Raw genomic sequence first — 22,862 nt, 5'->3', positions numbered from 1 at the left:
AGGAAAACTCGTTGGCAGACTTCAGGACCGGCCATGGTCCCTGCAGCTTCTCTGTCGACCCCATCCTGAATGACCTCTCCCCGGACGCCGCGACCACTCGATCGGGCCGCGTCTTTGGATCGGCCTGGGAGACGGGGCGGGAGCCACGCACAACTCTGCGCGTACTCAAGGGCTCACCCGCCGCCCAGACCGTGGAAAGAAGATATGACTGTGGGTGGCCAGTCAGCTACAAGCTTGCACGAGTTTGCATTCAGCTATTCCAGGGCGTCAATGGCCGCTGTGATCAGCCGCCGGGCCGGCGCGCCGTACACCGCCTGCTCGCTCAGCCGGCCGAAGGCCGAGGCGTACATCGCGATCTCGCTTGGCTGGGTGATGGTGAGGAAACCGGAGATGAGCTCGACGTTGACCACCTGGTCGTCGAAGATCCAGAAGTCCTCTACCGGCCAGATCGAGTTGCGGGGGATACCCATCGGGATGATGCCGAGGGACACCGACGGCAGGTCACCAACGGCGATCAGGTGGCCGAGCTGGGCCGCCATGATCTCGCTGTCGCCGATGACAGTTCGAAGGACCGACTCCTCGAGAAGCACCGCGAAGCGGTGGTCACCCTCGTGAAGCAGGCGGAGTCGGTCGGACCGTACCTTCACCGCCTCTTCGACGTCGTCCGGCAGTCCGCGCCGCTCCATGAACGACCGCAGCACGGCGCGGGTGTAGCTGACCGTCTGGACGGCGCCCGGGACGATCCAGGGCGAGTAGGTGCGGAAGTTTCGGGTGCGTTCCCAGAGCGGCAGAACAGACTGCTGAGCGCGCTTCAGGCCGGTGCGCTCCATTCGACGCCATTCGACGAACATCCCCTCGATCGCCTCCATCGAAGCGATGAGGTCGGCGGTCTGCTCGGCAGCGCCACAGTGCTGCGCCCATGCGCGGATGTCGTCGGCGGACGGTGACGTCTTGCCGTTCTCGATGCGCGAGACCTTCGCTTCGTGCCACGCACAGAGTCGGGCGAGGGCCCGCCCGGTCAGCCCGGCATCGCGCCGAAGCTCACCGAGACGGGCCCCTAAGTCACGTCTGGCCTTCTGCGCGCTCGAGAAGGCGGGGGGAGATGGCAAAGCCAAGCGCCTCTCTGATCAGCCCGGTCGGTACTCCGCGTGCGGGATCGCACGTTCCCAGACTGCATCAAACGCGGTCGCACAGAGCTTTGCCAACTCGGGATCGTCGACGCGCTCCTCGCCCACCCACGATCCGTTTCCATCGAAGTGGTTCCAGACAACGATCTGCTCGTCGAAGACCCAGTAGTCGGTTGGCGGAACGGTGAGGCCGGCCGACAGTCGGCGAGGTAGCCACCTGACCAGCTCGCCGGCCGCAATGTTGTGGTCGTTCGTGACGTCGTACTCGAACTGGATGTATTCGCTGATCGGCTCCGAAACGATCCTGGCCCGCTGAATCTGGACACCTCGTCCAGTGGTCTCCCGCATCAGGTCGAACCAGTCGCTCCACCGCTCGGCCGGATTGAATCGGCCTCCGCCTCGCCACTCATTCCAGTCCGGATCGTCCGGGGTGTAGGAGTCGCGGGTCTCCAGGTGCATCGCTCGGCGTTCGGCGGCGCGGAACAGTTGATAGGTCGTTGGTTCAGCGGTCACCGATTGCGTCCTTCAGGATCGGGATCATGCGGGCAGGGAGCCGGAGCACAGTCTCGTGGCCAGGGATGGTCTCCCATTTCGGACCGGTCGCTTTGATGCCGTTCATCGTTGCTTCGTCATTGATCTTGAGGCCTTGGATGATGAGGTCACCATCGGCCTCGTCGACCCAGATCGTCGGAGAGCCAGTGTTGGGCGTGTTGGGGTCCACACCGATGTATCGAAGCGCCATGATCGTCCTCCATCGTGAGGTTTGCAGACGTTTGCAGCATAGAACGAGGAACCCGTACGGTGTCCATATCGACGGCGCGTCGAACGGGCGGAGGGCGACGGTGCAGTACTACACACATGAAGAAGTGCGGGCAAGGTTCATCAAGACACCAGAGGACGAGGCCGCGGTTGCCGCCTACCGGGAGGAGGCGCTGGCAGAGATCTGGGGCTACCAGCTCGCCGAGCTGAGGCGACGACGAGGGCTGACTCAGGAAGCTCTGGCCGAGCAACTGCACATCACGCAGACTGCGGTGTCCAAGATTGAGCGGGGTGAGCTGGCTCGATCCGAGTTCGGCACCATTCGCAAGTACGTCGAGGCACTCGGCGGGCAGCTCGAGGTCATCGCCGAGTTCGGTGACGAGCGACTCGTGCTCAGCTGATCACTTGCCTTCGGCGATGCGTTCGTGGTGGTGGATGACCTCGGCGATGATGAAGTTGAGGAACTTCTCCGCGAAGACCGGGTCCAGGCCGGCGTCGGTGGCCAGGGAGCGGAGGCGGGTGATCTGGCGTTCTTCGCGCGCCTTGTCGGCGGGCGGGAGGCTGCTGCGGGCTTTGAGTTCGCCTACCTGCTGCGTGCATTTGAACCGCTCGGCGAGCAGGTGCACGAGGGCGGCGTCGATGTTGTCGATCGTGCCGCGCAGGCGGGCGAGTTCGGTCGAGGCGTCCTGATCAGTCACGCCTCTACTTTGACGCATGTGACGAGTCGCGCCGGATCCGGGCCAATCCCGAGGTAGTCATCCGGCGACAGCCGGCCCGTGCGCGGTAGCGCATCACCGGGCGGTAGCCCGGCACGCAGGGCGGGTGGGAGCGTGCGAGACGCGAGCGCAGCGAGTGGCTTGTGCGCGGGGGACGCGGGCGGCAGCTCGCACACCGTGCGCGGTAGCGCACAGGTCCGGGCGGTAGCCCGGTACCAAGGGCGGGTGGGGGAGCGTGCGAGACGGGAGCGGAGCGAGCGGGTCGTGCGCGGGGGGGCGGGGGCGACAAGCCCACACACTCCCCGCGCAGCGGGCGGCGTACTAGTGGAAGAAGTGCCTAGTACCCGTGAAGTACATGGTGAGGCCGGCTTTGGTGGCGGCTTCTATGGCGGCTTCGTCTCGGATGGAGCCGCCGGGCTGGACTACGGCTTTGACGCCGCCTTCGATGAGGACCTCTAGGCCGTCGGGGAAGGGGAAGAAGGCGTCGGAGGCGGCGACCGAACCGACTGCGCGGTCGCCGGCTCGGGAGACTGCTAGGCGGCAGGAGTCGACTCGGTTGACCTGGCCCATGCCTACGCCTACTGAGGCGCCGTTGGCGGCCAGCAAGATCGCGTTGGACTTGACGGCGCGGCAGGCCTTCCAGGCGAAGGCGAGGTCGGCCAGGAGCTCGGGCGAGGCGGGGTCCCCGGCAGCGAGGGTCCAGGCGGACGGGTCGTCGCCCTCAGCCTGGAAGCGGTCGGTGTGCTGGAGCAGCAGGCCGCCGCTGATGGGGCGCATCTCGACCTGCTCAGAGCCTGAAACGGCGGGGGCGACCAGGAGGCGGATGTTCTTCTTGGCCTGGAGGACCTCGACTGCGCCGTCTTCGAAGGCGGGGGCCACGAGGACCTCGGTGAAGATTTCGGCGACCTGCTTGGCGAGTTCGACGGTGACTGGGCGGTTGGTGGCGATGACGCCGCCGTACGCGGAGACCGGGTCGCACTCGTGGGCGCGGCGGTGGGCTTCGGCGATGTCGGTGCCGATGGCGATGCCGCAGGGGTTGGCGTGCTTGATGATGGCGACGGCCGGTTCGGCGAAGTCATACGCCGTACGGCGGGCTGCGTCGGAGTCGACGTAGTTGTTGTACGACATCTCCTTGCCGTGCAACTGCTCGGCCGCGGCCAGACCGCCACGACCGTTGACGTAGAGCGCGGCCGGCTGGTGCGGGTTCTCGCCGTACCGCAGCACTGCCTTCTTGTCCCACGCAGCGCCGACCCACGCCGGGAAGCCGGAGCCCTCGCTGGAGTCGGTCAGCACGCTGCCCATCCAGGAGGCGACGGCGACGTCGTACTCGGCGGTGTGGATGTAAGCGGCGGCGGCCAGCTTCTGGCGCTCCTCGAGCGAGAAGCCGCCCTCGTCGAGCACGGTGTAGAGCTCGTCGTACTGCGACGGTGACGTCAGTACGGCGACGTTCGCGTGGTTCTTGGCTGCGCCACGGACCATCGACGGGCCGCCGATGTCGATCTGCTCGACGCACTCGTCGACCGAGGCGCCGGAGGCGACTGTCTGGGTGAACGGGTAGAGGTTGCTGACCAGGAGATCGAAGGGCTCGACCCGCATCTCGGCGAGCTGCTCGACGTGGTCGGTCTTCCGTACGTCGGCCAGCAGGCCGGCGTGGACCTTCGGGTGCAGGGTCTTGACGCGGCCGTCGAGGCACTCCGGGAAGCCGGTCAGTTCCTCGACCTTGGTGACCGGTACGCCGGCCGCGGCGATGCGGGCGGCGGTGGAACCGGTCGACACCAGCTGGACGCCGGCCGTGTGCAGCGCGGTAGCGAGCTCCTCCAGACCGGTCTTGTCGTAGACGCTGATCAGCGCCCGGCGGATCGGCCTGCGGTCGGTGCTCACTTCAGTCGAACCTTTCGTCCGGTGATGGTCCAGCCCTGACGGACCAGTCGGCCGACCCACTCGACCAGCTGGCGGCGTTCGACCTCCTTGATCCGCTCGGTGAGGGTTTCCTCGGTGTCGTCGTCGGTGACGGGTACGACGACCTGCGCGATGATCGGGCCGGTGTCGACCCCGCCGTCGACGAAGAACAGGGTGGCGCCGGCGACCTTGACGCCGTACGCGAGCGCGTCCCGCGGACCGTGGATCCCGGGGAACGCGGGTAGCAGCGCGTTGTGGGTGTTGATGTAGCGGTCGCCGAACGCGGCCAGGAAGTCGTCACCGACCAGCTTCAGGAACCCGGCCGACACGACCAGGTCGGGCTCGTACTGCGCCACCGACGCGGTCAGCGCCTTGTCCCAGTCAGCTCGCTCGGCGTGGTCCTTGACCTTGTGCACGAACGTCGGCACGCCAGCCGCGGCGGCGCGCTCCAGACCGACGGTTCCGTCGCGGTCCGCACCGACAGCAACCACCTGCGCGCCGTACGCCGGGTCGGCGGCAGCGTCCAGCAGAGCCTGCAGGTTCGACCCGGAGCCCGAGACGAGCACGACGAGCCTGGCGGGCTCAGGGGTGGGGGCAACCGGGTCTGTCACGCCGGGAAGCCTATCGCTCGGGTTCAGGCTCCGGTTCAGCCGGTCGGCGGGCAGCCACCACGGCCGCGGTGATCGCAGCCCCGATCGCCATCCCAGCCGTCAGTACGCCGGCCGCCGCCAGCGCAGCCGGGATTCCGACGGCAGCCATCCGCCCGGGCCCGGCCGAACCGCCGGACAGCGCCATCAGCACGTAGAACGCGATTCCGGCGAGTAGGGCCGCGATTCCGCCGCGTAGCGCGAACGCATCCCAGCCGAGCGCGTCTGCGTGCTGCTCCGCGCGCCCACGCCGTACTACTACCAGTCCGGCCATCGCACCGGCTCCCAGCGGCACCAGCGCGGTCAGTACGAGCAGATAGGTCGGAGTGGAGCCGTCTGCCGGTACGGCGGCCAGTAGCGGCAGCGCAGGCAGGTTGCCGACGTCCACGCCGGTCGGGGCGATCGTCGTCCCGGTACCGAGCTGGAATCCGGGTCCGGCGAGGAAAGAGACGGCGTACAGGACCATGTTCGGCACCAGCATCAGGCAGAGCGCGAACAGCACGACCGACCCAATCACCCCGGCGTCTAGCAGCTCCAGCATCGCAGTGACCCGAGAGAAGTGGATTGCGAGCAGTACGCCGTAAAGAACAGAGGCGACGGCGATGACGGTCAGTACGGCGGCTGCAGCGGCCGGTACGGCGTCGCGCAGGCCAGGTGGAGTCGCGTCGGCGATGTCTTCGGCCGCACCGGACTCGACCAGTACTCCGATCGTCCCGGCGACCAGTGCGAGTGATGCGGTCCCCAGGAACGCGGAGAGCGGCGAGACGTGCAGTGTGCCGTCAGCCGTGAGCAGGGCGACGATCAGACCGCCCAGACCGTAGACACCGGCGTACACCGCGGACAGCAGGATCAGGTCCTTGGTCTCGTCCGCCGCACTGCTGCGGGCCGCGGACTTGCCGCCGCGGTAGAGGCACCACGCGAAGAACAGGGTCAGACCGAGCGGTGCGATCGAGATCGTGCCGGTGCCCAGCGTCACGCCCGCCTTGTGCGCGACCAGCCAGGCGGACGCACCGGCCCGGATCGCTCCGGACGCACCGCCGAAGGTTGCGGCAAGCCAGCCGATGACGGCGACCGCCGTACAGGTGAGGAGACCGGTGAGCAGGCACGCTCCCGCCGAGAGCACTGCGGACACGATCACCGGCTTGGTCGGCACGGCGTCCACAGGGCCGGGTGGCGGGGCAGAATCGCCGCCGGGACTGCCCGGGCGGCTGAGCATGTCGGTCATCTGACTCCCATCGTCGCTCTGCTACTGGACACGGCTGGGCCAGACACGCCGGATATGGGAGACTTCAGCGCGCTTGCTTACGCTCGGTCCCCACCGGTGTCGATGGGGTAGCTGAGTGTGGGCGAACAGGGTCCACCCAGTACTGTCGGGTGGAATCACTCAGGAGGTCGAGCTTTGGCCGGTTCCCACCGCGCACAACGTGGCGGCGGTCGCGCCGCTGCCCGGGAAGCACGCCGGGAGAAGGCGCGTAAGCGGAACCAGACGATCGCTGCCGGTGTGGCGGTGGTGGTGCTGGTCGGTGGCGGCGGTATCGCCGCGCTGAACGCCTTCGGCGGCGACGACTCTTCCGGCGACGCCAAGAAGGGCAAGGGCCCGGGCGACGACAAGTCGAGCGACTCCAAGGTGCTCGCCGACGACAAGGGCCTGCTCGACGTGGCCGGCGCTAAGGCGCTCGGCTCGACCGGCACCTGGTCGGTTAGTGCGACCGCGGACGGCAGCGGCGCCGGGGACCACGACTACGTCTGTCAGTCGCAGCGGTTCGCCGACCCGTCCGGCCTGCGTACCTGGGTGCGGAAGTTCGCCAACCCGACCACCAAGGACTCCGCAGTCCAGTACGTCGAGGTGTCGAACGACGCAGCGGCCGCCGAGAAGGCATACGGCACGATCGTGGGCTGGTTCAGCCAGTGTGCCGCCGAGAAGCGGACCCGCCTGAACACCAGCTACCTGCTCAGCGGGATGGGCGACAAGGGCTGGATCGCGGTCTTCGGACAGGCGACCGGCCCCAAGACGCGGTACCGGACGATCTCGGTCACGCTGGCCGGCCAGGCCACCCTGGTGGTCGAGCACGACACCAACGGCACCACTCCGCCGAAGCCGGACGCCGTACTGAATGCGACCGCCGCGGCCCTGCAGAAGATCTGCCCGCAGACCGGCGGCTGCGGCTCCGGCACGCCTGCCGCCAAGGCGAGCCTGCTGCCCACCTCCGAGCCGGCCGGCTTCATGGCTCCCGCCGAGCTGCCGATCATCGCGGCCGTCGACAAGCCGTGGGTCAGCACGCCAGGCAAGGTCGGCAACACCACCCAGTGCGAGCGGACCGACCCGAAGAAGGCCAAGGCCGCCAAGTACGCCACCCAGACCTACCTGGCCCCCGGCGCCAAGGTCCCCACCGAATTCGGCCTCGACGACACCGTCGCCCGCTTCGCCTCCCCGAACGCCGCGGCCGCCTACGTCAGCCTCGTCCGCAAGAACGTCGACGGCTGCCAGAAGGCCGTCTCCACCGCCAAGGTCAGCTCGGTCGGCACAATCTCCACCGGCGGCGTCAAAGGCGAGGCCTGGGAAGCCTCCTTCGAAACCGGCAGCGGCAAGAAGGCCAGGTTCCGCATCGGCGTCGCCGCCGCCGGCAACCACGCCGTCTACCTGCTCTTCCCCGTCCTCCCCGACCTCGACATCACCGACAGCGCCTTCGTCGACACCCTCCGCCGAGCCGCCGAACGCTCCGCGTCGTACAAGTAAGAGGCACGCAAAAGCCCCGGAAACCAACGGTTTCCGGGGCTTTCGGTTGGTGCTTACTTCGTCAGGTTCTGCATGATTTCGCGCATCAGGTTGGCGGTCTCGGTCGGGGTCTTGCCGACCTTGACGCCGACGGCCTCGAGGGCCTCCTTCTTCGCGGCCGCGGTGCCCGAGGAGCCGGAGACGATGGCGCCGGCGTGGCCCATGGTCTTGCCCTCGGGGGCGGTGAAGCCGGCCACGTAGCCGACGACCGGCTTGGTGACGTTCTCCTTGATGAAGGCGGCGGCGCGCTCTTCGGCGTCGCCGCCGATCTCGCCGATCATCACGATCGCGTCGGTGTCCGGGTCGTCCTGGAACGCCTGCAGGGCGTCGATGTGCGTGGTCCCGACGATCGGGTCGCCGCCGATGCCGATCGCGGTGGAGAAGCCGAAGTCGCTCAGCTCGTACATCATCTGGTAGGTCAGCGTGCCCGACTTGGACACCAGACCGATCCGGCCGGCGCCGGCGATGCTCGCCGGGATGATGCCGGCGTTGGACTCACCGGGGGTGATGATGCCCGGGCAGTTCGGGCCGATGATCCGGGTGGTGCCGGAGGCCTGCGCGGCGGCGAAGAACGCGGCGGTGTCGTGCACCGGCACGCCCTCGGTGATCACCACGACCAGCGGTACCTCGGCCGCGACGGCCTCCAGTACGGCGTCCTTGGTGAACTTCGGCGGCACGAAGATGACCGACACGTTCGCGCCGGTCTCCTTGACGGCGTCGGCCACGGTCCCGAAGACCGGTACCGACGTACCGTCGAAGTCCTGGCTCTGGCCCGCCTTGCGCGGGTTGACGCCACCGACGATGTTCGTGCCGGACGCGAGCATCCGCGTCGTGTGCTTGGTGCCTTCCGAGCCGGTCATGCCCTGGACGATGACCTTGCTGTCCTTGGTCAGGAAGATAGACATTTCAGCGATCCCTTACTTCGCAGCCAGCTCGGCGGCCCGCTTGGCGGCGCCGTCCATCGTGTCGACCCGCTCCAGACCGGCGAGGCCCGCCTCGTCGAGAATGCGGCGGCCCTCCTCGGCGTTGTTGCCGTCCAGCCGGACGACCAGCGGCTTGCTGACGGCCTCGCCGCGGGCGGCGAGCAGCTCGAAGGCCTGCACGATGCCGTTCGCGACCGCGTCACAGGCGGTGATGCCACCGAAGACGTTGACGAACACGCTCTCCACCTGGGCGTCGGAGATGATGATCTCGAGCCCGTTGGCCATCACCTCGGCGGAGGCGCCGCCGCCGATGTCGAGGAAGTTGGCCGGCTTGACGCCGCCGAACTCCTCACCGGCGTACGCGACGACGTCGAGCGTCGACATGACCAGGCCCGCGCCGTTGCCGATGATGCCGACGGAACCGTCGAGCTTCACGTAGTTGAGGCCCTTGGCCTTGGCCGCGGCCTCCAGCGGGTCGGCCGCCGACGAGTCGGCGAAGTCCGCGTGCTCCGGGTGCCGGAAGTCGGCGTTCTCGTCCAGCGAGACCTTGCCGTCGAGGGCCTCGACCCGGCCGTCCTTCAGCTTGACCAGCGGGTTCACCTCGACCAGCGTCGCGTCCTCGCTCAGGAAGACGCCGTACAGCTTGACGATCTCCGGCGCGACGGCGTCGATGATGTCGGCCGGGTAACCGGCCGCGGTGGCGATCTCCCGGGCCTTGGCCTCGTCGACACCGGTGGCCGGGTCGATCGAGATCTTGGCGACCGCGTCGGGGTTCGTGTGCGCGACCTCTTCGATCTCCATCCCGCCGGCGGCGGAGGCGATGCAGAGGTAGTTGCGGTTGGCCCGGTCGATCAGGAAGGAGAAGTAGTACTCCTCCGCGATCGCCGCGGCCGGGACGATGTTCAGCGTCTTGACGACGTGACCCTTGATGTCCAGACCAAGGATTTCGCGAGCGCGTGCCTCGGCCTCGTCCGGGTTGGCGGCGAGCTTGACGCCACCGGCCTTGCCGCGGCCGCCGGTCAGCACCTGGGCCTTCACGACCACCGTGCCGCCGCCGAGCTTCTCGGCCGCCGCGCGGGCGTCCTCCGGCGTGGTGACGACTTCACCCACCGTCGTCCCTACACCGTGCTTGGCGAAGACAGTCTTCGCCTGGTACTCCATCAAGTCCACGACTGTGGTCCCTCTCTCGCCTGTTCGAGTCCCGCGTTGTCCAGATTAGGCACGGCAGGCTGCGGTGCAGAGGGCACGGTCGCCGGCGCGTTCCGTCGGCCTGAGACTAGCCACCTCGGCACCCGGTGCGACAGTCGGGGTACACGCTGAGACGACCGTCACAGCGCTGTCGGTCGTCCGTGTCAGGCTGGGTGCCATGACAGAAACCGGCACCAGACCAGCTGACGACTGGTGGCGTAGCGCCGTCGTCTACCAGGTTTACCCGCGCTCGTTCGCGGATGCGGACGGTGACGGCACCGGCGATCTGAACGGTATCCGCGCCCGGCTGCCCTACCTGGCCGACCTCGGCGTGGACGCGATCTGGATCAGCCCCTGGTACCCGTCCCCTCTGCTCGACGGCGGGTACGACGTCTCCGATTATCGCGACATCAATCCGGAATTCGGCACCCTGGCCGACGCGGACGCCCTGATCGCCGAGGCGCACGCCCTCGGACTGCGGATCCTGATCGACCTGGTCCCGAACCATTGCTCCTGGGAGCACCCGTGGTTCAAGGCCGCCCTCGCGGCCGGCAAGGGTTCGCCCGAGCGCGACCTGTTCTGGTTCCGCGACGGGGTCGATGGCCGTCCGCCGACGAACTGGCCGGCCAGCTTCGGCGGTGGCGCCTGGCAGCAAATCGATGACGGCCAGTGGTATCTGCACATGTTCGACATCTCCCAGCCCGACTGGAACTGGGACCACCCGAAGGTGCTCGAGGAGTTCGACTCGATCCTGCGGTTCTGGTTCGACCGTGGCATCGACGGGTTCCGGATCGACGTGGCCGATTCGATGGCCAAGGACGCGACACTGCCCGACGTACCGCTGAAGGACGGTCAGCCGACGCACGAGAAGTATGTCGGCAACCCGTACTACGACCAGCCGGGTGTGCACCCGATCCACCAGCGCTGGCGAGCGATCGCCGATGAGTACGCCGGTACGCCGCAGGGCCCGCGCGTTTTCGTGGCCGAGGCGTGGTTGTCGCCACCGGAGCGACTGGCCAAGTACGTGCGGCCGGATGAGCTGCACTCGGCGTTCAACTTCGATGCGCTGCGCGCTTCGTGGGACGCGAAGGACCTGCGCGAGGTGATCGACCGGTCCACGGGGAGCCTGTGGGCGGTCGGTGCGCCCGCGACCTGGGTGCTGAGCAACCACGACACGATCCGGCACCGCACTCGGTACGGGCGCGCTCTGGAAGACGCGCTGGAGGGGGCGGGCGTCGTACCGACCGATCTGGAGCGAGGGCTGCGCCGGGCTCGGGCGGCTGCGCTGCTGGAGCTCGCGCTGCCGGGTGGGGCGTACATCTACCAAGGTGATGAGCTCGGACTGCCCGAGGTCGAGGACCTGCCGGAGGAGGTGCTCGACGACCCGGTGTGGGAGCGGTCTGGGCACACGAACCGCGGTCGGGACGGGTGCCGGGTGCCGATCCCGTGGTCCGGGACGGAGCCGCCGTACGGGTTCGGGCCGGGTGACGGGCAGCCGTGGTTGCCGCAGCCGGCTGACTGGGCGCCGCTGACTGCGGAGGCTCAGGTGGGTGACCCGAATTCTCACCACAGTCTCTACAAGGCCGCACTGCAGATCCGGCGGGAGCACCCGGAGCTGGGCGAGGGCCGGCTGACCTGGGACGAGGACGCGCCGGCCGACGTGCTGTCCTTCACCCGCGGGTCGTTCCGCTGCGTGACCAACCTCGGTACGGCGCCGACCACGCTGCCGCCGTACCAGCAACTGCTGCTCACCAGCGCCCCGGTGTTCGACGGGCAGCTGGCATCGGACGCGACCGCCTGGCTGACTATTTGAACATCGCTGTATAGTTCTGAACATGAGTGTTCAGTCGGAAGCGATCCTGGAGATCGCCGCCAAGGTCCTGACCGCCAACCCGGCAGCCTCGCTGGCTGATGTCGCGAGCGCTGCCGGGGTTGGCCGGACCACGCTGCACAACCGCTTCCCGACTCGGGAGGCGCTGCTGCTCGCGCTCGCGTACGACTCGCTCGACCACTGCGCCGCGGCCTTCGTCGAGGCCGGGGTGGCGGCGGTCGACGCGAACACTCCGGCGGCGGAGCTCGACGCCGTACTCAAGCGCGTGGTCGAGGCGCTCATCCCGCTCGGTCCGCGGATCGACTTCCTGTTGCAGCATCCGCGGGCGAGCGTCGACCAGGAGCTGCACGACCGCATCGAGGAGCTCGACGCCCCACTTGAGCGCTTCGTCACCCACGCCCAGGCGGCCGGCCTGATCGCGCGCGACCTCACCCCGTGGTGGGTCGTCGCCACGATCTACTCGCTCACCTATTCCGCCTGGGACGGCATCGCCGCCGGCAAACTCGCCCCGCGCGACGCCGGACCGCTGACGCTGCGCACGCTTCTGCATGGGGTCGCACCGTGAGCCTCGCTCGCCCACTGCACGGCCTGCTCGGCGCCACCGCGCTGTCCGTCACCGGGAACGCGATCGTCGCGGTCGCCGTGCCCTGGTTGATCTTCCAGCGGACCGGCAGTGCCACGGCAGCCGGGGTCGCGGGGGCGGCAGCGATCGCGCCGATCGTCCTGTCGGCACTCTTCGGCGGCGCGCTCATCGACCGCCTCGGCCGCCGGTTCTGCGCAGTCGGCGCCGACCTGTTGAGCGCGATCGCCGTTGCCCTGCTCGCGATTCTCGACGAGGCGTTCGGTCTGCCGTTCTGGGGGATCCTCGCGCTCGTCGCCCTCGGCGCGCTGTTCGACGGTCCCGGCGCGGCCGCCCGCGAGACGCTCCGGCCGGACGTCGCCCGCGCCACCGGTACGCCGCTCACCCGTGTCAACGCGTGGGGCGAGGCCGCCGAGGCGATCGGCGCACTGGCCGGCCCCGGCATCGCCGGCGTACTCCTGGTCGCGATGGGCGGCTTCAACGTCCTCTGGGTCACCGTCGGCATGTTCTTGCTCTCGGCAACCATCACCGCCCTCACCATCCCGAAGCACCTCTCACCCGCACCGGCCCACGAGCCCTACCTACGCTCGATCGCCACCGGCCTCCGGTTCCTGATCACCGAGCCCGGCCTGCGCACCGTCGCGATCACCGCTGCGGTCCTGGTCGGCTTCATCGCCCCATTCGAGTCCGTCGTCCTCAACGCACACCTCCAGGACAACGGCCTGGCCGACTACTACGGCTTCGTCGTAGCCGCCTTCGCCGCCGGCGGCCTGATCGGCGCCATCCTGTACGGCGCAGTCGGCCACCGCCTCCGCGAACGCGGCGTACTGATCGGCTCACTCGTCATCAGCACCATCGGCCTGGCCGCCTTCGCACTACTCCCGTCCATCCCCCTGATGATCGCGCTAGCCTTCACCACCGGAATCGCCACCGGCCCGATCAACCCAGTCGTCGCAGTCATCATGCAGGCCCGCACCCCCGAGAACCTCCGCGGCCGAGTCATCGGCAGCTACACCTCAATCGCCCTGGCCACAGGCCCGATCGGCCTACTAGCCATGGGCCCCATCGTCGACCACGCCACCCCAGCCACCGGCTTCATCGTGATCGCCATCGGCTGCGCCCTGGCCACCGCGTTCGTCACCGCAGCCAAGTCACTCCGCCGGCCTTCCTAGAAAACTGCAACCAGCCCGCCCACGCCAGGAGTCTCCTCTCCAACGCACGCCCTATCGAGAGGACACCCACATGACAACTCGATTCCTGGTTGCCTTGCTGGCAATCGGTTCCGTCGCCACCGGCCTGGCAACCGCCCCGAACGCAGTCGCCGCGGAGAACCCGCAGTGGTTCCACACCAACTGTCCCAAGCGCTTCTACTCCGACGGTACGTCGAGGTTCTGGACGACGGTCCCTTGTAACAACTACCGGGGATTCGCCGACATCAAGTGGGCCAACGGGGCTCACGAATATGTGACGGTCGGCGACGCCCACAAGGTCATGCGCGCCGAGCACGGCGGTGCGTTCACCCAACTCGGCAACGGCGTCGCCAAGAACGATCCGAGCGGCGACGGCATCCACACCTGGAAGGTGGTCTATTCACCCAACGGCCGGGTGAAGAACCTGACGCTCCGCGTGCTCGGCACCACCGGACACATCTACTGCAACTACGGCGACGGCTACGCGTGGCGCGGCTGGACCACGATCAACTGCTGAGACAGCAGAAGGCCGGAACCCTGACCAGGGTTCCGGCCTTCCACACAACGAGAACTACTTGACGCCGCCTGCGGTGAGGCCGGCGACGATTCGGCGCTGGAAGATCAGTACGGCGATCACCAGCGGAATGGTGACGACCACACCGGCCGCCATCTGACTGCCGAACGGTTGGTCGCGACCCGACGTACCGGTGAACCCGGCGATGACGACGTTGGCCGTCTGGATCTCCTTGCGGTTCACCATGCTGAGCGCGATCAGGAACTCGTTCCAGGCCGCGATGAAGGTGATGATCGCGGTGGTGAACACACCGGGTGCGGCCAGCGGGATGATCACCTTGCGGAAGGCCTGGGCCGGCGTACAGCCGTCGACCATGGCCGCCTGCTCGAGTTCGCGCGGCATCTGACGGAAGAACGCCGTCAGGTTCCACACGGCCAGGGGCAGGGCGAACGACAGGCTGGGCACGATCATCGCCTGGTAGGTGTTGATCCACTCGATGTCGCTGAACAGCTTCTTCAGCGGGATCACCAGCGAGATCCCGGGGAACATCGAGGTGGTGATGATGATCGCCAGGACGGCGTTCTTGAACTTGAAGTCCAGCCGGGCCATCGTGTACGCCGCGACCATGCCGATCACCAGCGTCAGGATCGTCACGGTGCCGGCCACGATCAGGCTGTTCAGCAGACCGCGGCCGAACCCGGTACCGGGCTTGAACACATCGGTGAAGTTGTCGATCGACCACCGGGTCGGAATGATCGAGTTGTCGAACTGGTCGGTCGGCCGGCGGAACGCCGACACCAGCATCCAGTAGAACGGCAACAGGCAGTAGAGCACGATGATCCCGACACCGACGAGCGGCAACCACCTGCGATACCAGGGTGCCTCGGCCGCCTTGATGTCGACTCTCTTCGGCGCCTTCTCAGCAACGGCCATCACGCACCAACCTTCCCGCGGGACTTCTTCGGCTTGACCACGCGAGCGCGGGCCTCACCGATGACGTCGGCTCCGAGCAGCTTCACGAAGGCGTAGGCGACCACCGCGACATAGATGAACAGCAACGTCGCGTACGCCGCGGCCGGCCCGTACCGGGTGTTGTTGGCCTCGAGGTAGGCGAGGATCGACAGTGTCTCGACCGACGACTTGTTCGGGCCGACCAGCACGAACGGCAGGTCGAACATCCGCAGGGTGTCGAGGATCCGGAACAGCACTGCCACCAGCAGTGCCGGTTTCACCAGCGGCAACGTGATCCGGGTGAAGGTCTTCCAGGGACTCGCCCCGTCCACCTTCGCGGCCTCGTACACCTCGTCCGGAATCGTCTGCAGACCGGCCAGCACCAGCAGCCCGATGAACGGCGCGGTCTTCCAGGTGTCGGCGATGATGACCGACAGCACCGACTGCCAGCCTTCGGTCGACCACAGGATCTGGGTGCCGGCGACGACGTTCGCGATGCCGTCGGCCTGGAAGATCCACTTCCACAGCAGCGCGGACACCACGGTCGGGATGGCCCACGGAACCAGGATGCTGGCCCGGACGATCGCCCGGCCCTTGAACGCCTTGTGCATCACCAGGGCCATCAGCACACCGAGCAGCGTCTCGAGGACGACACAGACGACGGTGAAGAACGTGGTGTTGTAGAACGCGTTCCAGAATCGGTCGCCGGTCTCGCCGGAGAAGATCGCGGCGAAGTTGTCCAGCCCGACGAACTGCGAGCCCTGGATGATGAAGCCGTCCTCGTCGATCCGCTGACCGCTTTGGTACAGCGACTCGCGGAGCGCCGACAGGATCGGGTAGAGCACGACCAGGACCAGCACGATCAGGGTCGGTGACAGCAGCAGTGCGGCCAGCCGGCCGGTGCCCTCGTTGAACGACGTACGCCGAACCTTCTTGCCCGGCTCGACGACCGAGGCGGAATCACTCACCTCATGCCTCCTTCTCTGTCCGCCCACCTCCGGTGGGCGGTGACAACGCGGGGCCGGTGCGCAGCGTTCACCGCACACCGGCCCCACGTCCGGGTCACTGGGTGATGAGTGTGCTCAGCTTGGTCTGCAGATCCGTCAGTGCCTGCTTCGGATCCGTACCGCCCGGCTGCTTCAGTGCGCCGTACGCCGCTTCCTGGATCGCGGTCGTCACGTCGCCGTACTTGACCACCTTCGGCCGCGACTTCGCCGAGGCGATCGACGCCTTCAGCGGAGCCAGGTACGGGAACTGCTTGTTCAGCGCCGGGTCGTCGTACAGCGACGCCCAGGTCGGCGCCTGCGAGGTCTTCTCGACGTTCGCCTTCTGCCGCTCTTCACTGGACATGAACTTGATGAAGTCCGCCGCGGTCGCCTTGTTCTTGGCGAATTCCGAGATGGCGTAGTTGTGACCGCCCAGCGTCGAGACGCCCGGCCCGCTCAGGCCCGGCAGCGGCGCGACCGCGAACTTGCCGGCGATCTTCGACGAGCCGTCGGTCTTGTTCGCCAGCGCGTACACGTACGGCCAGTTGCGGTGGAAGAGCAGGTTGCCCTCCTGGAACGCGCGGCGTCCCGGCTCCTCCTGGTAGGTGATGGCGGCCTTCGGGATGAAGCCCGTCTTGAAGCCCTCGACCAGCGCGGTCAGACCGGCCAGTGCCTCCGGGGTGTCGACGTTCGGCTTGCCGTCGTCACCGACGACCACACCGCCGGCGCCGTTGACGGCCTCGGAGAAGTTCACCGTCAGGCCTTCGTACTTCTCGAACTGACCCGCGTAGCAGTTGATGGCCTTGCCCTCGGGCAGCGCCTTCACCTTGGCGCAGGCGGCGACCATCTCCGGCCAGGTCTTCGGTACCTCGACACCGGCCTTGTCCAGCAGATCCTTGCGGTAGTACAGCAGACCACCGTCGGACGTCACCGGTACGGCGTACAGCTTGTCGCGGTACTTCGCGGTGTCGACCGTGGTCGGCAGCAGCTTGCCGAGGTCCGGGAACTGGTCCTCGGGCAGCTGGGTGATCCACCGGTTGGCCGCGAACTCGGCGGTCCAGACGACGTCCAGGTTCAGCACGCTGAACTCGTCGGACTTGATCTGGGCGTTCGAGATCATCTGTGCGCGCTGCTGGTCGGCCGACTCGGGCAGCTCGGTCACCGTGACCTGCTCGTCCGGGTGCTGCGAGTTCCAGGCCTTGACCTGGTTCGTCAGGTTGCCCGACGTGTCCTTGCCGGTGGCGAACTTGATCGGCCCGCGGCCCTCGAGCGCACCCCCGGCCGCACCGTTGCTGCCACCGCCGCCTTCGTCGCCGCCACACGCCGCCGTGAGCAACACCAGGCTGCTCACCACGGCCAGAGCGACCGCCTTGCGAGTGTGTGATCGTTCAAACCTCATCGTTACCTGCCCTCTCCCGATGGGAATCGCATCGTCCCTGCGCGAGCGGCGTCCAGGCCCCCACCGCACTGTGACGCCACCTGTCCGGACAGTAACCGAAGACGGGGGTGATGTGTTCTGAGTTACACACCCGTCACTGAACGGTTCAGTTACCGGACGTACCGCATGGCTGTATGCGACCGCGATTCGAGAGCCTGCACAACCAGGTGTTTCTTAACGATTCGGTATTACCAAACAGTAACTTGTGGGGTGTCGTGGTTGAAGCTCGAGTGCTGGCGGTGTCCAGGTGGGTGCATCGCAAGGCGGAGGGGAAGCCTCGATGTTTTTCCATCGTGGCTTTCCCTCCAACGCCGCGAGGTGCCTGCCTGGGCGCCGCCAGTGCCGAGATTCAGCCGCGACACCCCACACTAGGCCGGGGAGGCCGAGGCGTCGCCGACATGGCCGCGGACCCACTCGACGATCTCGGTGGTGGTCGCGCCGGGAGTGAAGATCTTGTGCACGCCGAGCTCGGCCAGCGGCTGCAGATCCGCGTCCGGGATGATGCCGCCGCCGAACACCACGATGTCCTCGGCCTCGCGCTCGGTGAGCAGTTCGCGGACCCGCTTGAACAGGGTCATGTGCGCCCCGGACAGGACGGACAGGCCGATCGCGTCGGCGTCCTCGGCGATCGCAGTCTCGACGATCTGCTCGGGGGTCTGGTGCAGCCCGGTGTAGATGACTTCCATCCCGGCGTCGCGCAGCGCGCGGGCGACGACCTTCGCACCCCGGTCGTGGCCGTCCAGGCCGGGCTTGGCGACGACGACGCGCAAAGTGCTGGTTGAAGGCATATTCGCAGGTTAGCCGGTGCCAATCTCACGGATAAGACACGGAGACGTGTGTTCCCCGCCACGGTTGTGGGGAACCGGTTACCGTGGAAGAGAGATCGGACCACCGGGGGGTCTGGTTTGCTGTGAGGAGCCGCAAATGACTTCTTGGCAGGACGAGGTGCGAGGCGCGCTGGACGGCCTCGCGTACGGCGCCCGATCGGCGATCACCCCGCGGGTGCTGCACGGCGCGGCCGTCGAGATCGGCTGGATGACGACGCACCTGGCGATGTATCCGCTCGGCCTGCTCGGCGGCTCCGGTTCGCGTGCCGAGCGGCTCTCCCTAGCCGGTCTGACGCCGTCCCAGCGCAGTCTGCTGGTCAACGACGTCCGCGCGGCCGGTACGCCGATCCTGCTCGCGCACGGGATCATCGACAACCACACGATCTTCGCGCTGATGCGCCGGCAGCTGATGCGGCGTGGATTCAGCAGCATCCACACCTTCTCGTACTCACCACTGACGGTGGACGTCCGCCGTACGGCCGAGCGGATGGGTGCCGAGATCGAGGCGATCTGTGAGGCGTCGGGGTCGGACCAGATCCACGTGGTCGGCCACAGCCTGGGCGGGCTGATCGCGCGGTACTACATCCAGAAGCTCGGCGGTCACGAGCGCGTCCACACCTGCGTGACGCTGGGGACACCACATCAGGGGACGGTCGCGGCCCGACTCCTGCCCTGGCCGCTGGTGAAGCAGCTGCGGCCGGAGAGCGATCTGATGGAAGAGCTCGCGGAACCGGCGCCCGGCGTACCGACGCGGTTCGTGGCGTTCTACAGCGATGTCGACCAGTTGATCGTGCCGCAGCGGCGTGCTCGGCTGCGGCATCCCGACCTGATCGCGCGGAACGTCCGGGTCCGCGGGGTGGGTCATCTCTCGTTGCCGTTCCACGGGGACACAGTTCACGAGATCACCGGCGTCCTGGCGCATCTGGACGACCAACCGCAAACTGCCTGATCAGGCAGCCTTTTGGCGCTCACACGGCTGATGCACGTGCAGCGGCTCATGCAAAAGTTTCGTGAAGGTGCTGCGGAAAACTGGGTGGCAGGGTTTGTCGGCTCGTGACTCTTCCGTTATCGTGCTCAAGTCCTCACCGGGAATAAACCCCCGATGAGGGCGAAAGGTTGCAGAGCCAAGTACCACCCCAACCCCTCCCCTGTGACCGGAAGGCCACGTTGTGTCCCAGCATCGTGCCGCGGGCAACCGCGTCACGCCAGGCAACGCTGCGCGCAAGACCGGCGCAAGTCGTCACAGCGCCAAACATCGTGTTGCCAGGCGTAACACCCCCAGCAGTACCCAGATCGTCGGTTTGACCGCAGCGCTTGCTGCGGCGGCGGGAGCCGTAGGCTTCAGCCACAGCGCCCTGTCGTCCCCCACGCAGGCCAACACAGCGGTGAACCTTGCCGCGGCCAGCCTCGACAACGGCAACCTGTCCGGCATCACCACTGCTCGCATCCAGGCACGCCAGCTCGCCACCCGTGACTCGTCCCGCGTCACCCTGGCCGGCAACGACACGAACAAGAAGCAGGCGGCCGCCGCCGCGCTGGCCAAGGCCCGCGCCGCGAAGCTGAACGCGACGAACACCCTGACCGCGAAGCGCGCCACCGCGCTGGCCCTGGCCAAGAAGGCCGAGGCGAAGAAGCTCCGCGAGTCCCTGAACCGCTGCGAGATGATGATCTCCGGCTACCACATCACCGCGACCTTCGGTCAGGGTGGCAGCCGCTGGGCCCGCAACCACACGGGCACCGACTTCGCCGCCCCCACCGGCACCCCGATCCGCAGCGTCATGCGCGGCGTCGTGATCTTCGCCGACTGGGCTGGCCCCTACGGCCGCCAGGTCCAGGTCCGGCACGCCGACGGCACCGTCACCTGGTACAACCACATGAACAAGTTCAGCGTCTCGGTCGGCGAGACCGTGATGGCCGGCGACCAGGTCGGCGCAGTCGGCTCCACCGGTAACGTCACCGGCCCGCACCTGCACTTCGAAGTGCGTCCCGACGGCGGCGACCCGATCGACCCGATGCCGTGGCTGCGCTCGCACTGTGGTCTGAACCCGTAACCGGTCTGAACCCAACACCGTCGCAGTACTAGGATCCCCGGCATGCGCCCAGCTGCCGGAGAGGTTCTGCACTTCTCCGAAGACCCCACCATCGAGGTCTTCCGGCCCCAAGCAACCTACGTCTGGGCGGTCGGCCACGACCGTGCCCCCGACTACTGGTTCCCGAGGCAGTGCCCCCGCGCCATGGCGTGGCTGGGCCCCTCCACCACCCCTGAAGACCAGGCCCGCATCATCGGCCCCGGCTCCGGCTCCCGCGTCCATGCGGTCGAATACGGCTGGCTCGAGGCGATGCGAACCGTCGAGCTCTACGCCTACCGCCTCCCCGCCGCGCAGTTCAGCCTGCATGACGCAGCCCTCGTCGCCACCACCGACGTGAAACCGTTCGGGCCGCCCGAACGCGTCGGCGATCTCTTCGAGCTGCACGACGAGGCCGGGATCCAGCTCCGGGTCCTGAACCGGCTGCACGACTTCTGGGCCGAGGTCATCACCAGCACGCTTGAGTTCAGCGGGATTCGCCTTCGGAACGCGCGAGCATGAAGTACGGCGAACTGGCGGAGGCCGCCTGGACCTGGGTGCTCGACCAGGTGCAGTGGGACGACGACGGCCCCTGGATCCCGGAGTCCCTGGGTGCCGAGAAGCCGACCGAGTTCCTGCACGGGACCTACACCGGGGTCGGCGGGCTGGCGTACGCGCTTGCCGAGATCGAGCTCACTCGGCCCTGGACGAGTGCCGAGCGGGAGCTTGCCGGCGGGATTGCAGCACGCGTGCGGGGCTCGATCCCGACCGACTCCTCGATCTCGTTCTTCGATGGGCTCGTCAGTTCGATCGGCGTGCTGACCGTGTTGGGTGAGCCGGGGGTCGACGCGGCTGTCGAGCGGGCGTTGGAGATCGGTACGGCGACCGGCTGGCAGGAGGGGTTCCTGGCCGAGTCGGACTCGTATGAGCCGGGTGCTGTGTGCAACGACCTCACGCTTGGTACCGGTGGTGTGCTGCTGGGGGCGCTCTGGGCTATTCGGCATGGAGTGCCGGCTCATGAGCTGGCCGATCGGGCTATCGAACGGCTGCTGGCTGAGCAGGAGGAGACCGCGGCCGGTGTGAACTGGTTGTTCGTGCCACGGCGTTACCTCCGCGAACCACCGCCGCTCGAGATGCCCAACCTCACCCACGGTCTGGCCGGCATCGCCGCCGTACTGGCTCTGGCTGGGGCTGAGCTGGATCGTCCCGAGCTGGTTGAGACCGCTCGCCTGGGTGCCGAGCACCTGATCACCCTGGGCCGCTCTGCCGGAGGAGGCTTCGAGGTTCCGCGCGTAATCCCGTGGTCCGAACGCCACGGCGACGAGTACACGTACAACTGGTGCCACGGCCCAGCCGGCACCGCGCTGCTCTTCGATGCACTCGAGTACGCCGGTGTGGACGCACTAGCCGGTGTCTCGTCGGCTACCTGGCGCCAGCGCCTCCTCGACGCCGTACGGCACTCCGGCATCCCCAAGCGCCTCCACCCCGGCTTCTGGGACAACGACGGCCGCTGCTGCGGCACCGCGGGCGTGGCTGACGCCTTCCTCACCAGCTACCAACGCACCAACGACCCGGCCGACCTCGCCTTCGCCACGCATCTCGCCGACACTCTCGTTGCGAACGCGGGCTCCTCGCCGTACTGGCGTTTCCTCGAACACAAGAACGACGACCCGCTCCTCCCACCCGGAATCGGCTGGATGCAAGGCGCCGCCGGCATCGCCACCGTCCTCTTCCGGATCGAAGCCCAGACCACCGCCGTCCCCCGCATGGACAACTGGTGGGCCTTCAGCGGCGCCAGACCTCGGCGGTGGTGAGGAAGGCTGAGGAGCCGGGTTTGTCGGGGGAACCGTCGACCTGGACGAAGCCTGGGACGGAGGCGCCGCCGATGGAGACGGTGGCGGAGCGGACGGGAGCGATCACCAGGCTGAGGCTGTGGTTGCCGTCGGCAAGCTGGAAGTTGTCGGTGGCGAAGAGACGCCGGTCGAGGACGCCGCCCATCTCGATCTGGATGTCGGCCGCCTTCGCGCTCAGACCGTCGGCCAGGTTCATCGAGACCTGGACCAGATCGCGCTCGATCGCCGGCTCGTGCCAGGGCAGCCCTTGCACCTCGAGGAACGAGCGGACGAAGTACCGCTCGAGCCACGCAGCCAGGTCGACGTCCTCCGAAACCACTCGGACGATCCCGTCGAACCACAGCACGACCGCCGTCCCGGACCCACGGATCGACCAGTCGACCATCCAGATCGACGCGTACGCCGTCACCTTGCCGGCCTCGTCGAACAGCCGCAGCCCAGGGTTCGCCCCGGCCAGAATGATCCGGCGGTGACTGTCTGCTACGGGCTTGGGCATGGGGACGACGCTTCCACAGGTGGGCGCAAGATGCTCGATTGTCTCAATCTCCGGCATATATGCAACGCATTGGTCCGGAAAGTTGCCCGATCTCT

The 22,862-nt window shown here is 67.6% G+C and carries 24 protein-coding genes; 10 read left to right on the top strand and 14 right to left on the bottom strand.

The window, feature by feature from the left end; all coding sequences use genetic code 11:
• Positions 1-254: 254 nt before the first annotated feature.
• The 3 genes from ACFTSF_RS39835 to ACFTSF_RS39825 are packed head-to-tail and all read right to left on the bottom strand — an operon-like array spanning position 255 to position 1,869.
• Positions 255-1,109: a helix-turn-helix domain-containing protein gene (locus ACFTSF_RS39835; RefSeq protein WP_380160587.1), complete on the bottom strand. Its 855-nt coding sequence runs from the start codon at positions 1,107-1,109 to the stop codon at positions 255-257.
• A gap of 18 nt (positions 1,110-1,127) precedes the next feature.
• A complete protein-coding gene (locus tag ACFTSF_RS39830) occupies positions 1,128-1,640 on the bottom strand; it encodes a DUF6879 family protein (protein ID WP_380160585.1) in 513 nt (170 codons plus the stop codon).
• Positions 1,630-1,869 (bottom strand): hypothetical protein, encoded by a 240-nt coding sequence (locus ACFTSF_RS39825; RefSeq protein WP_380160583.1) that lies wholly within the window; start codon positions 1,867-1,869, stop codon positions 1,630-1,632. Before ACFTSF_RS39825 ends, ACFTSF_RS39830 begins: the two co-directional genes overlap by 11 nt.
• Before the next feature lie 100 nt (positions 1,870-1,969).
• Here ACFTSF_RS39825 and ACFTSF_RS39820 point away from each other — a divergent pair, with 100 nt between their 5' ends.
• Positions 1,970-2,287 (top strand): helix-turn-helix domain-containing protein, encoded by a 318-nt coding sequence (locus ACFTSF_RS39820; protein ID WP_380160581.1) that lies wholly within the window; start codon positions 1,970-1,972, stop codon positions 2,285-2,287.
• On the opposite strand, the gene ACFTSF_RS39815 is transcribed toward ACFTSF_RS39820, so the two are convergent.
• The 4 genes from ACFTSF_RS39815 to ACFTSF_RS39800 all read right to left on the bottom strand — a co-directional run bounded on the left by ACFTSF_RS39815 (position 2,288) and on the right by ACFTSF_RS39800 (position 6,373).
• The gene (locus ACFTSF_RS39815) at positions 2,288-2,602 is read right to left on the bottom strand and encodes a chorismate mutase (protein WP_380160579.1); all 315 of its coding nucleotides are present in this window, start codon (positions 2,600-2,602) and stop codon (positions 2,288-2,290) included. It abuts the gene before it with no gap.
• Positions 2,603-2,923: 321 nt separating this feature from the next.
• Positions 2,924-4,483, bottom strand: coding sequence for a bifunctional phosphoribosylaminoimidazolecarboxamide formyltransferase/IMP cyclohydrolase (purH, locus tag ACFTSF_RS39810; RefSeq protein WP_380160577.1), 1,560 nt, complete (start codon positions 4,481-4,483; stop codon positions 2,924-2,926).
• Positions 4,480-5,112: a phosphoribosylglycinamide formyltransferase gene (gene purN / locus ACFTSF_RS39805; RefSeq protein ID WP_380160575.1), complete on the bottom strand. Its 633-nt coding sequence runs from the start codon at positions 5,110-5,112 to the stop codon at positions 4,480-4,482. Before purN ends, purH begins: the two co-directional genes overlap by 4 nt.
• A 10-nt stretch (positions 5,113-5,122) precedes the next feature.
• Positions 5,123-6,373 carry a DUF6350 family protein gene (locus ACFTSF_RS39800; RefSeq protein ID WP_344156663.1) on the bottom strand — a complete coding sequence of 417 codons (1,251 nt, stop codon included), beginning with the start codon at positions 6,371-6,373 and terminating at the stop codon, positions 5,123-5,125.
• Between the two features lie 174 nt (positions 6,374-6,547).
• On the opposite strand from ACFTSF_RS39800, the gene ACFTSF_RS39795 reads away from it, so the two are divergent.
• Complete coding sequence (locus ACFTSF_RS39795) at positions 6,548-7,885, top strand: hypothetical protein (RefSeq protein ID WP_380160573.1); 1,338 nt, start codon at positions 6,548-6,550, stop codon at positions 7,883-7,885.
• Positions 7,886-7,938: 53 nt separating this feature from the next.
• On the opposite strand, the gene sucD is transcribed toward ACFTSF_RS39795, so the two are convergent.
• Positions 7,939-8,829, bottom strand: a complete 891-nt coding sequence (gene sucD / locus ACFTSF_RS39790; protein ID WP_380160571.1) for a succinate--CoA ligase subunit alpha — start codon at positions 8,827-8,829, stop codon at positions 7,939-7,941.
• A 12-nt stretch (positions 8,830-8,841) separates the two neighbouring features.
• The gene (gene sucC / locus ACFTSF_RS39785; protein ID WP_380160569.1) at positions 8,842-10,017 is read right to left on the bottom strand and encodes an ADP-forming succinate--CoA ligase subunit beta; all 1,176 of its coding nucleotides are present in this window, start codon (positions 10,015-10,017) and stop codon (positions 8,842-8,844) included.
• Between the two features lie 196 nt (positions 10,018-10,213).
• Here sucC and ACFTSF_RS39780 point away from each other — a divergent pair, with 196 nt between their 5' ends.
• The 4 genes from ACFTSF_RS39780 to ACFTSF_RS39765 all read left to right on the top strand — a co-directional run bounded on the left by ACFTSF_RS39780 (position 10,214) and on the right by ACFTSF_RS39765 (position 14,153).
• On the top strand, positions 10,214-11,848 hold the full coding sequence (locus ACFTSF_RS39780; protein WP_380160568.1) for a glycoside hydrolase family 13 protein: 1,635 nt from the start codon (positions 10,214-10,216) through the stop codon (positions 11,846-11,848).
• A 22-nt stretch (positions 11,849-11,870) separates the two neighbouring features.
• Positions 11,871-12,431, top strand: coding sequence for a TetR/AcrR family transcriptional regulator (locus ACFTSF_RS39775; protein ID WP_380160566.1), 561 nt, complete (start codon positions 11,871-11,873; stop codon positions 12,429-12,431).
• The gene (locus ACFTSF_RS39770; protein ID WP_380160565.1) at positions 12,428-13,618 is read left to right on the top strand and encodes an MFS transporter; all 1,191 of its coding nucleotides are present in this window, start codon (positions 12,428-12,430) and stop codon (positions 13,616-13,618) included. Before ACFTSF_RS39775 ends, ACFTSF_RS39770 begins: the two co-directional genes overlap by 4 nt.
• Positions 13,619-13,688: 70 nt before the next feature.
• Positions 13,689-14,153 carry a hypothetical protein gene (locus ACFTSF_RS39765; RefSeq protein ID WP_380160563.1) on the top strand — a complete coding sequence of 155 codons (465 nt, stop codon included), beginning with the start codon at positions 13,689-13,691 and terminating at the stop codon, positions 14,151-14,153.
• Between the two features lie 54 nt (positions 14,154-14,207).
• Here ACFTSF_RS39765 and ACFTSF_RS39760 read toward each other — a convergent pair whose 3' ends face one another.
• From ACFTSF_RS39760 to ACFTSF_RS39745, 4 genes are all read right to left on the bottom strand, one after another.
• Positions 14,208-14,954, bottom strand: a complete 747-nt coding sequence (locus tag ACFTSF_RS39760) for a carbohydrate ABC transporter permease (RefSeq protein WP_380160710.1) — start codon at positions 14,952-14,954, stop codon at positions 14,208-14,210.
• Between the two features lie 128 nt (positions 14,955-15,082).
• On the bottom strand, positions 15,083-16,069 hold the full coding sequence (locus tag ACFTSF_RS39755; RefSeq protein ID WP_344156635.1) for a sugar ABC transporter permease: 987 nt from the start codon (positions 16,067-16,069) through the stop codon (positions 15,083-15,085).
• Between the two features lie 94 nt (positions 16,070-16,163).
• Positions 16,164-17,486: an ABC transporter substrate-binding protein gene (locus tag ACFTSF_RS39750; RefSeq protein ID WP_380160560.1), complete on the bottom strand. Its 1,323-nt coding sequence runs from the start codon at positions 17,484-17,486 to the stop codon at positions 16,164-16,166.
• Between the two features lie 407 nt (positions 17,487-17,893).
• Complete coding sequence (locus ACFTSF_RS39745) at positions 17,894-18,313, bottom strand: cobalamin B12-binding domain-containing protein (RefSeq protein ID WP_380160558.1); 420 nt, start codon at positions 18,311-18,313, stop codon at positions 17,894-17,896.
• A gap of 136 nt (positions 18,314-18,449) precedes the next feature.
• On the opposite strand from ACFTSF_RS39745, the gene ACFTSF_RS39740 reads away from it, so the two are divergent.
• The 4 genes from ACFTSF_RS39740 to ACFTSF_RS39725 all read left to right on the top strand — a co-directional run bounded on the left by ACFTSF_RS39740 (position 18,450) and on the right by ACFTSF_RS39725 (position 22,232).
• A complete protein-coding gene (locus ACFTSF_RS39740; RefSeq protein ID WP_380160557.1) occupies positions 18,450-19,301 on the top strand; it encodes an esterase/lipase family protein in 852 nt (283 codons plus the stop codon).
• 352 nt (positions 19,302-19,653) lie between these two features.
• A complete protein-coding gene (locus tag ACFTSF_RS39735; protein WP_380160555.1) occupies positions 19,654-20,403 on the top strand; it encodes a M23 family metallopeptidase in 750 nt (249 codons plus the stop codon).
• A gap of 42 nt (positions 20,404-20,445) precedes the next feature.
• Positions 20,446-20,940, top strand: coding sequence for a DUF6886 family protein (locus ACFTSF_RS39730; protein ID WP_380160553.1), 495 nt, complete (start codon positions 20,446-20,448; stop codon positions 20,938-20,940).
• The gene (locus ACFTSF_RS39725; protein WP_380160552.1) at positions 20,937-22,232 is read left to right on the top strand and encodes a lanthionine synthetase LanC family protein; all 1,296 of its coding nucleotides are present in this window, start codon (positions 20,937-20,939) and stop codon (positions 22,230-22,232) included. Before ACFTSF_RS39730 ends, ACFTSF_RS39725 begins: the two co-directional genes overlap by 4 nt.
• Here ACFTSF_RS39725 and ACFTSF_RS39720 read toward each other — a convergent pair.
• Positions 22,204-22,767, bottom strand: a complete 564-nt coding sequence (locus ACFTSF_RS39720) for a hypothetical protein (RefSeq protein ID WP_344156616.1) — start codon at positions 22,765-22,767, stop codon at positions 22,204-22,206. The two genes, ACFTSF_RS39725 and ACFTSF_RS39720, sit on opposite strands and share 29 nt — an antisense overlap.
• Between the last annotated feature and the right edge of the window lie 95 nt (positions 22,768-22,862).

The sequence above is a fragment of the Kribbella sp. NPDC056951 genome, assembly GCF_042674205.1.
GTDB classification, from domain to species: domain Bacteria; phylum Actinomycetota; class Actinomycetes; order Propionibacteriales; family Kribbellaceae; genus Kribbella; species Kribbella yunnanensis.
The sequence above is the reverse complement of the archived record's forward strand: the minus strand, read 5'-3'. Positions and strand labels throughout refer to the sequence as shown.

Bases quoted from the DNA above. Each gene is read 5' to 3' on its own strand.
- ACFTSF_RS39780 (WP_380160568.1), top strand. From the start codon at position 10,214: ATGACAGAAACCGGCACCAGACCAGCTGACGACTGGTGGCGTAGCGCC.
- ACFTSF_RS39760 (WP_380160710.1), bottom strand. From the start codon at position 14,954: ATGCTGGTGTCGGCGTTCCGCCGGCCGACCGACCAGTTCGACAACTCG.
- ACFTSF_RS39720 (WP_344156616.1), bottom strand. From the start codon at position 22,767: ATGCCCAAGCCCGTAGCAGACAGTCACCGCCGGATCATTCTGGCCGGG.
- ACFTSF_RS39765 (WP_380160563.1), top strand. From the start codon at position 13,689: ATGACAACTCGATTCCTGGTTGCCTTGCTGGCAATCGGTTCCGTCGCC.
- ACFTSF_RS39740 (WP_380160557.1), top strand. From the start codon at position 18,450: ATGACTTCTTGGCAGGACGAGGTGCGAGGCGCGCTGGACGGCCTCGCG.
- ACFTSF_RS39825 (WP_380160583.1), bottom strand. From the start codon at position 1,869: ATGGCGCTTCGATACATCGGTGTGGACCCCAACACGCCCAACACTGGC.
- sucD (WP_380160571.1), bottom strand. From the start codon at position 8,829: ATGTCTATCTTCCTGACCAAGGACAGCAAGGTCATCGTCCAGGGCATG.
- ACFTSF_RS39745 (WP_380160558.1), bottom strand. From the start codon at position 18,313: ATGCCTTCAACCAGCACTTTGCGCGTCGTCGTCGCCAAGCCCGGCCTG.
- ACFTSF_RS39800 (WP_344156663.1), bottom strand. From the start codon at position 6,373: ATGACCGACATGCTCAGCCGCCCGGGCAGTCCCGGCGGCGATTCTGCC.
- ACFTSF_RS39730 (WP_380160553.1), top strand. From the start codon at position 20,446: ATGCGCCCAGCTGCCGGAGAGGTTCTGCACTTCTCCGAAGACCCCACC.
- ACFTSF_RS39815 (WP_380160579.1), bottom strand. From the start codon at position 2,602: ATGCGTCAAAGTAGAGGCGTGACTGATCAGGACGCCTCGACCGAACTC.
- ACFTSF_RS39775 (WP_380160566.1), top strand. From the start codon at position 11,871: ATGAGTGTTCAGTCGGAAGCGATCCTGGAGATCGCCGCCAAGGTCCTG.
- ACFTSF_RS39750 (WP_380160560.1), bottom strand. From the start codon at position 17,486: ATGAGGTTTGAACGATCACACACTCGCAAGGCGGTCGCTCTGGCCGTG.
- ACFTSF_RS39725 (WP_380160552.1), top strand. From the start codon at position 20,937: ATGAAGTACGGCGAACTGGCGGAGGCCGCCTGGACCTGGGTGCTCGAC.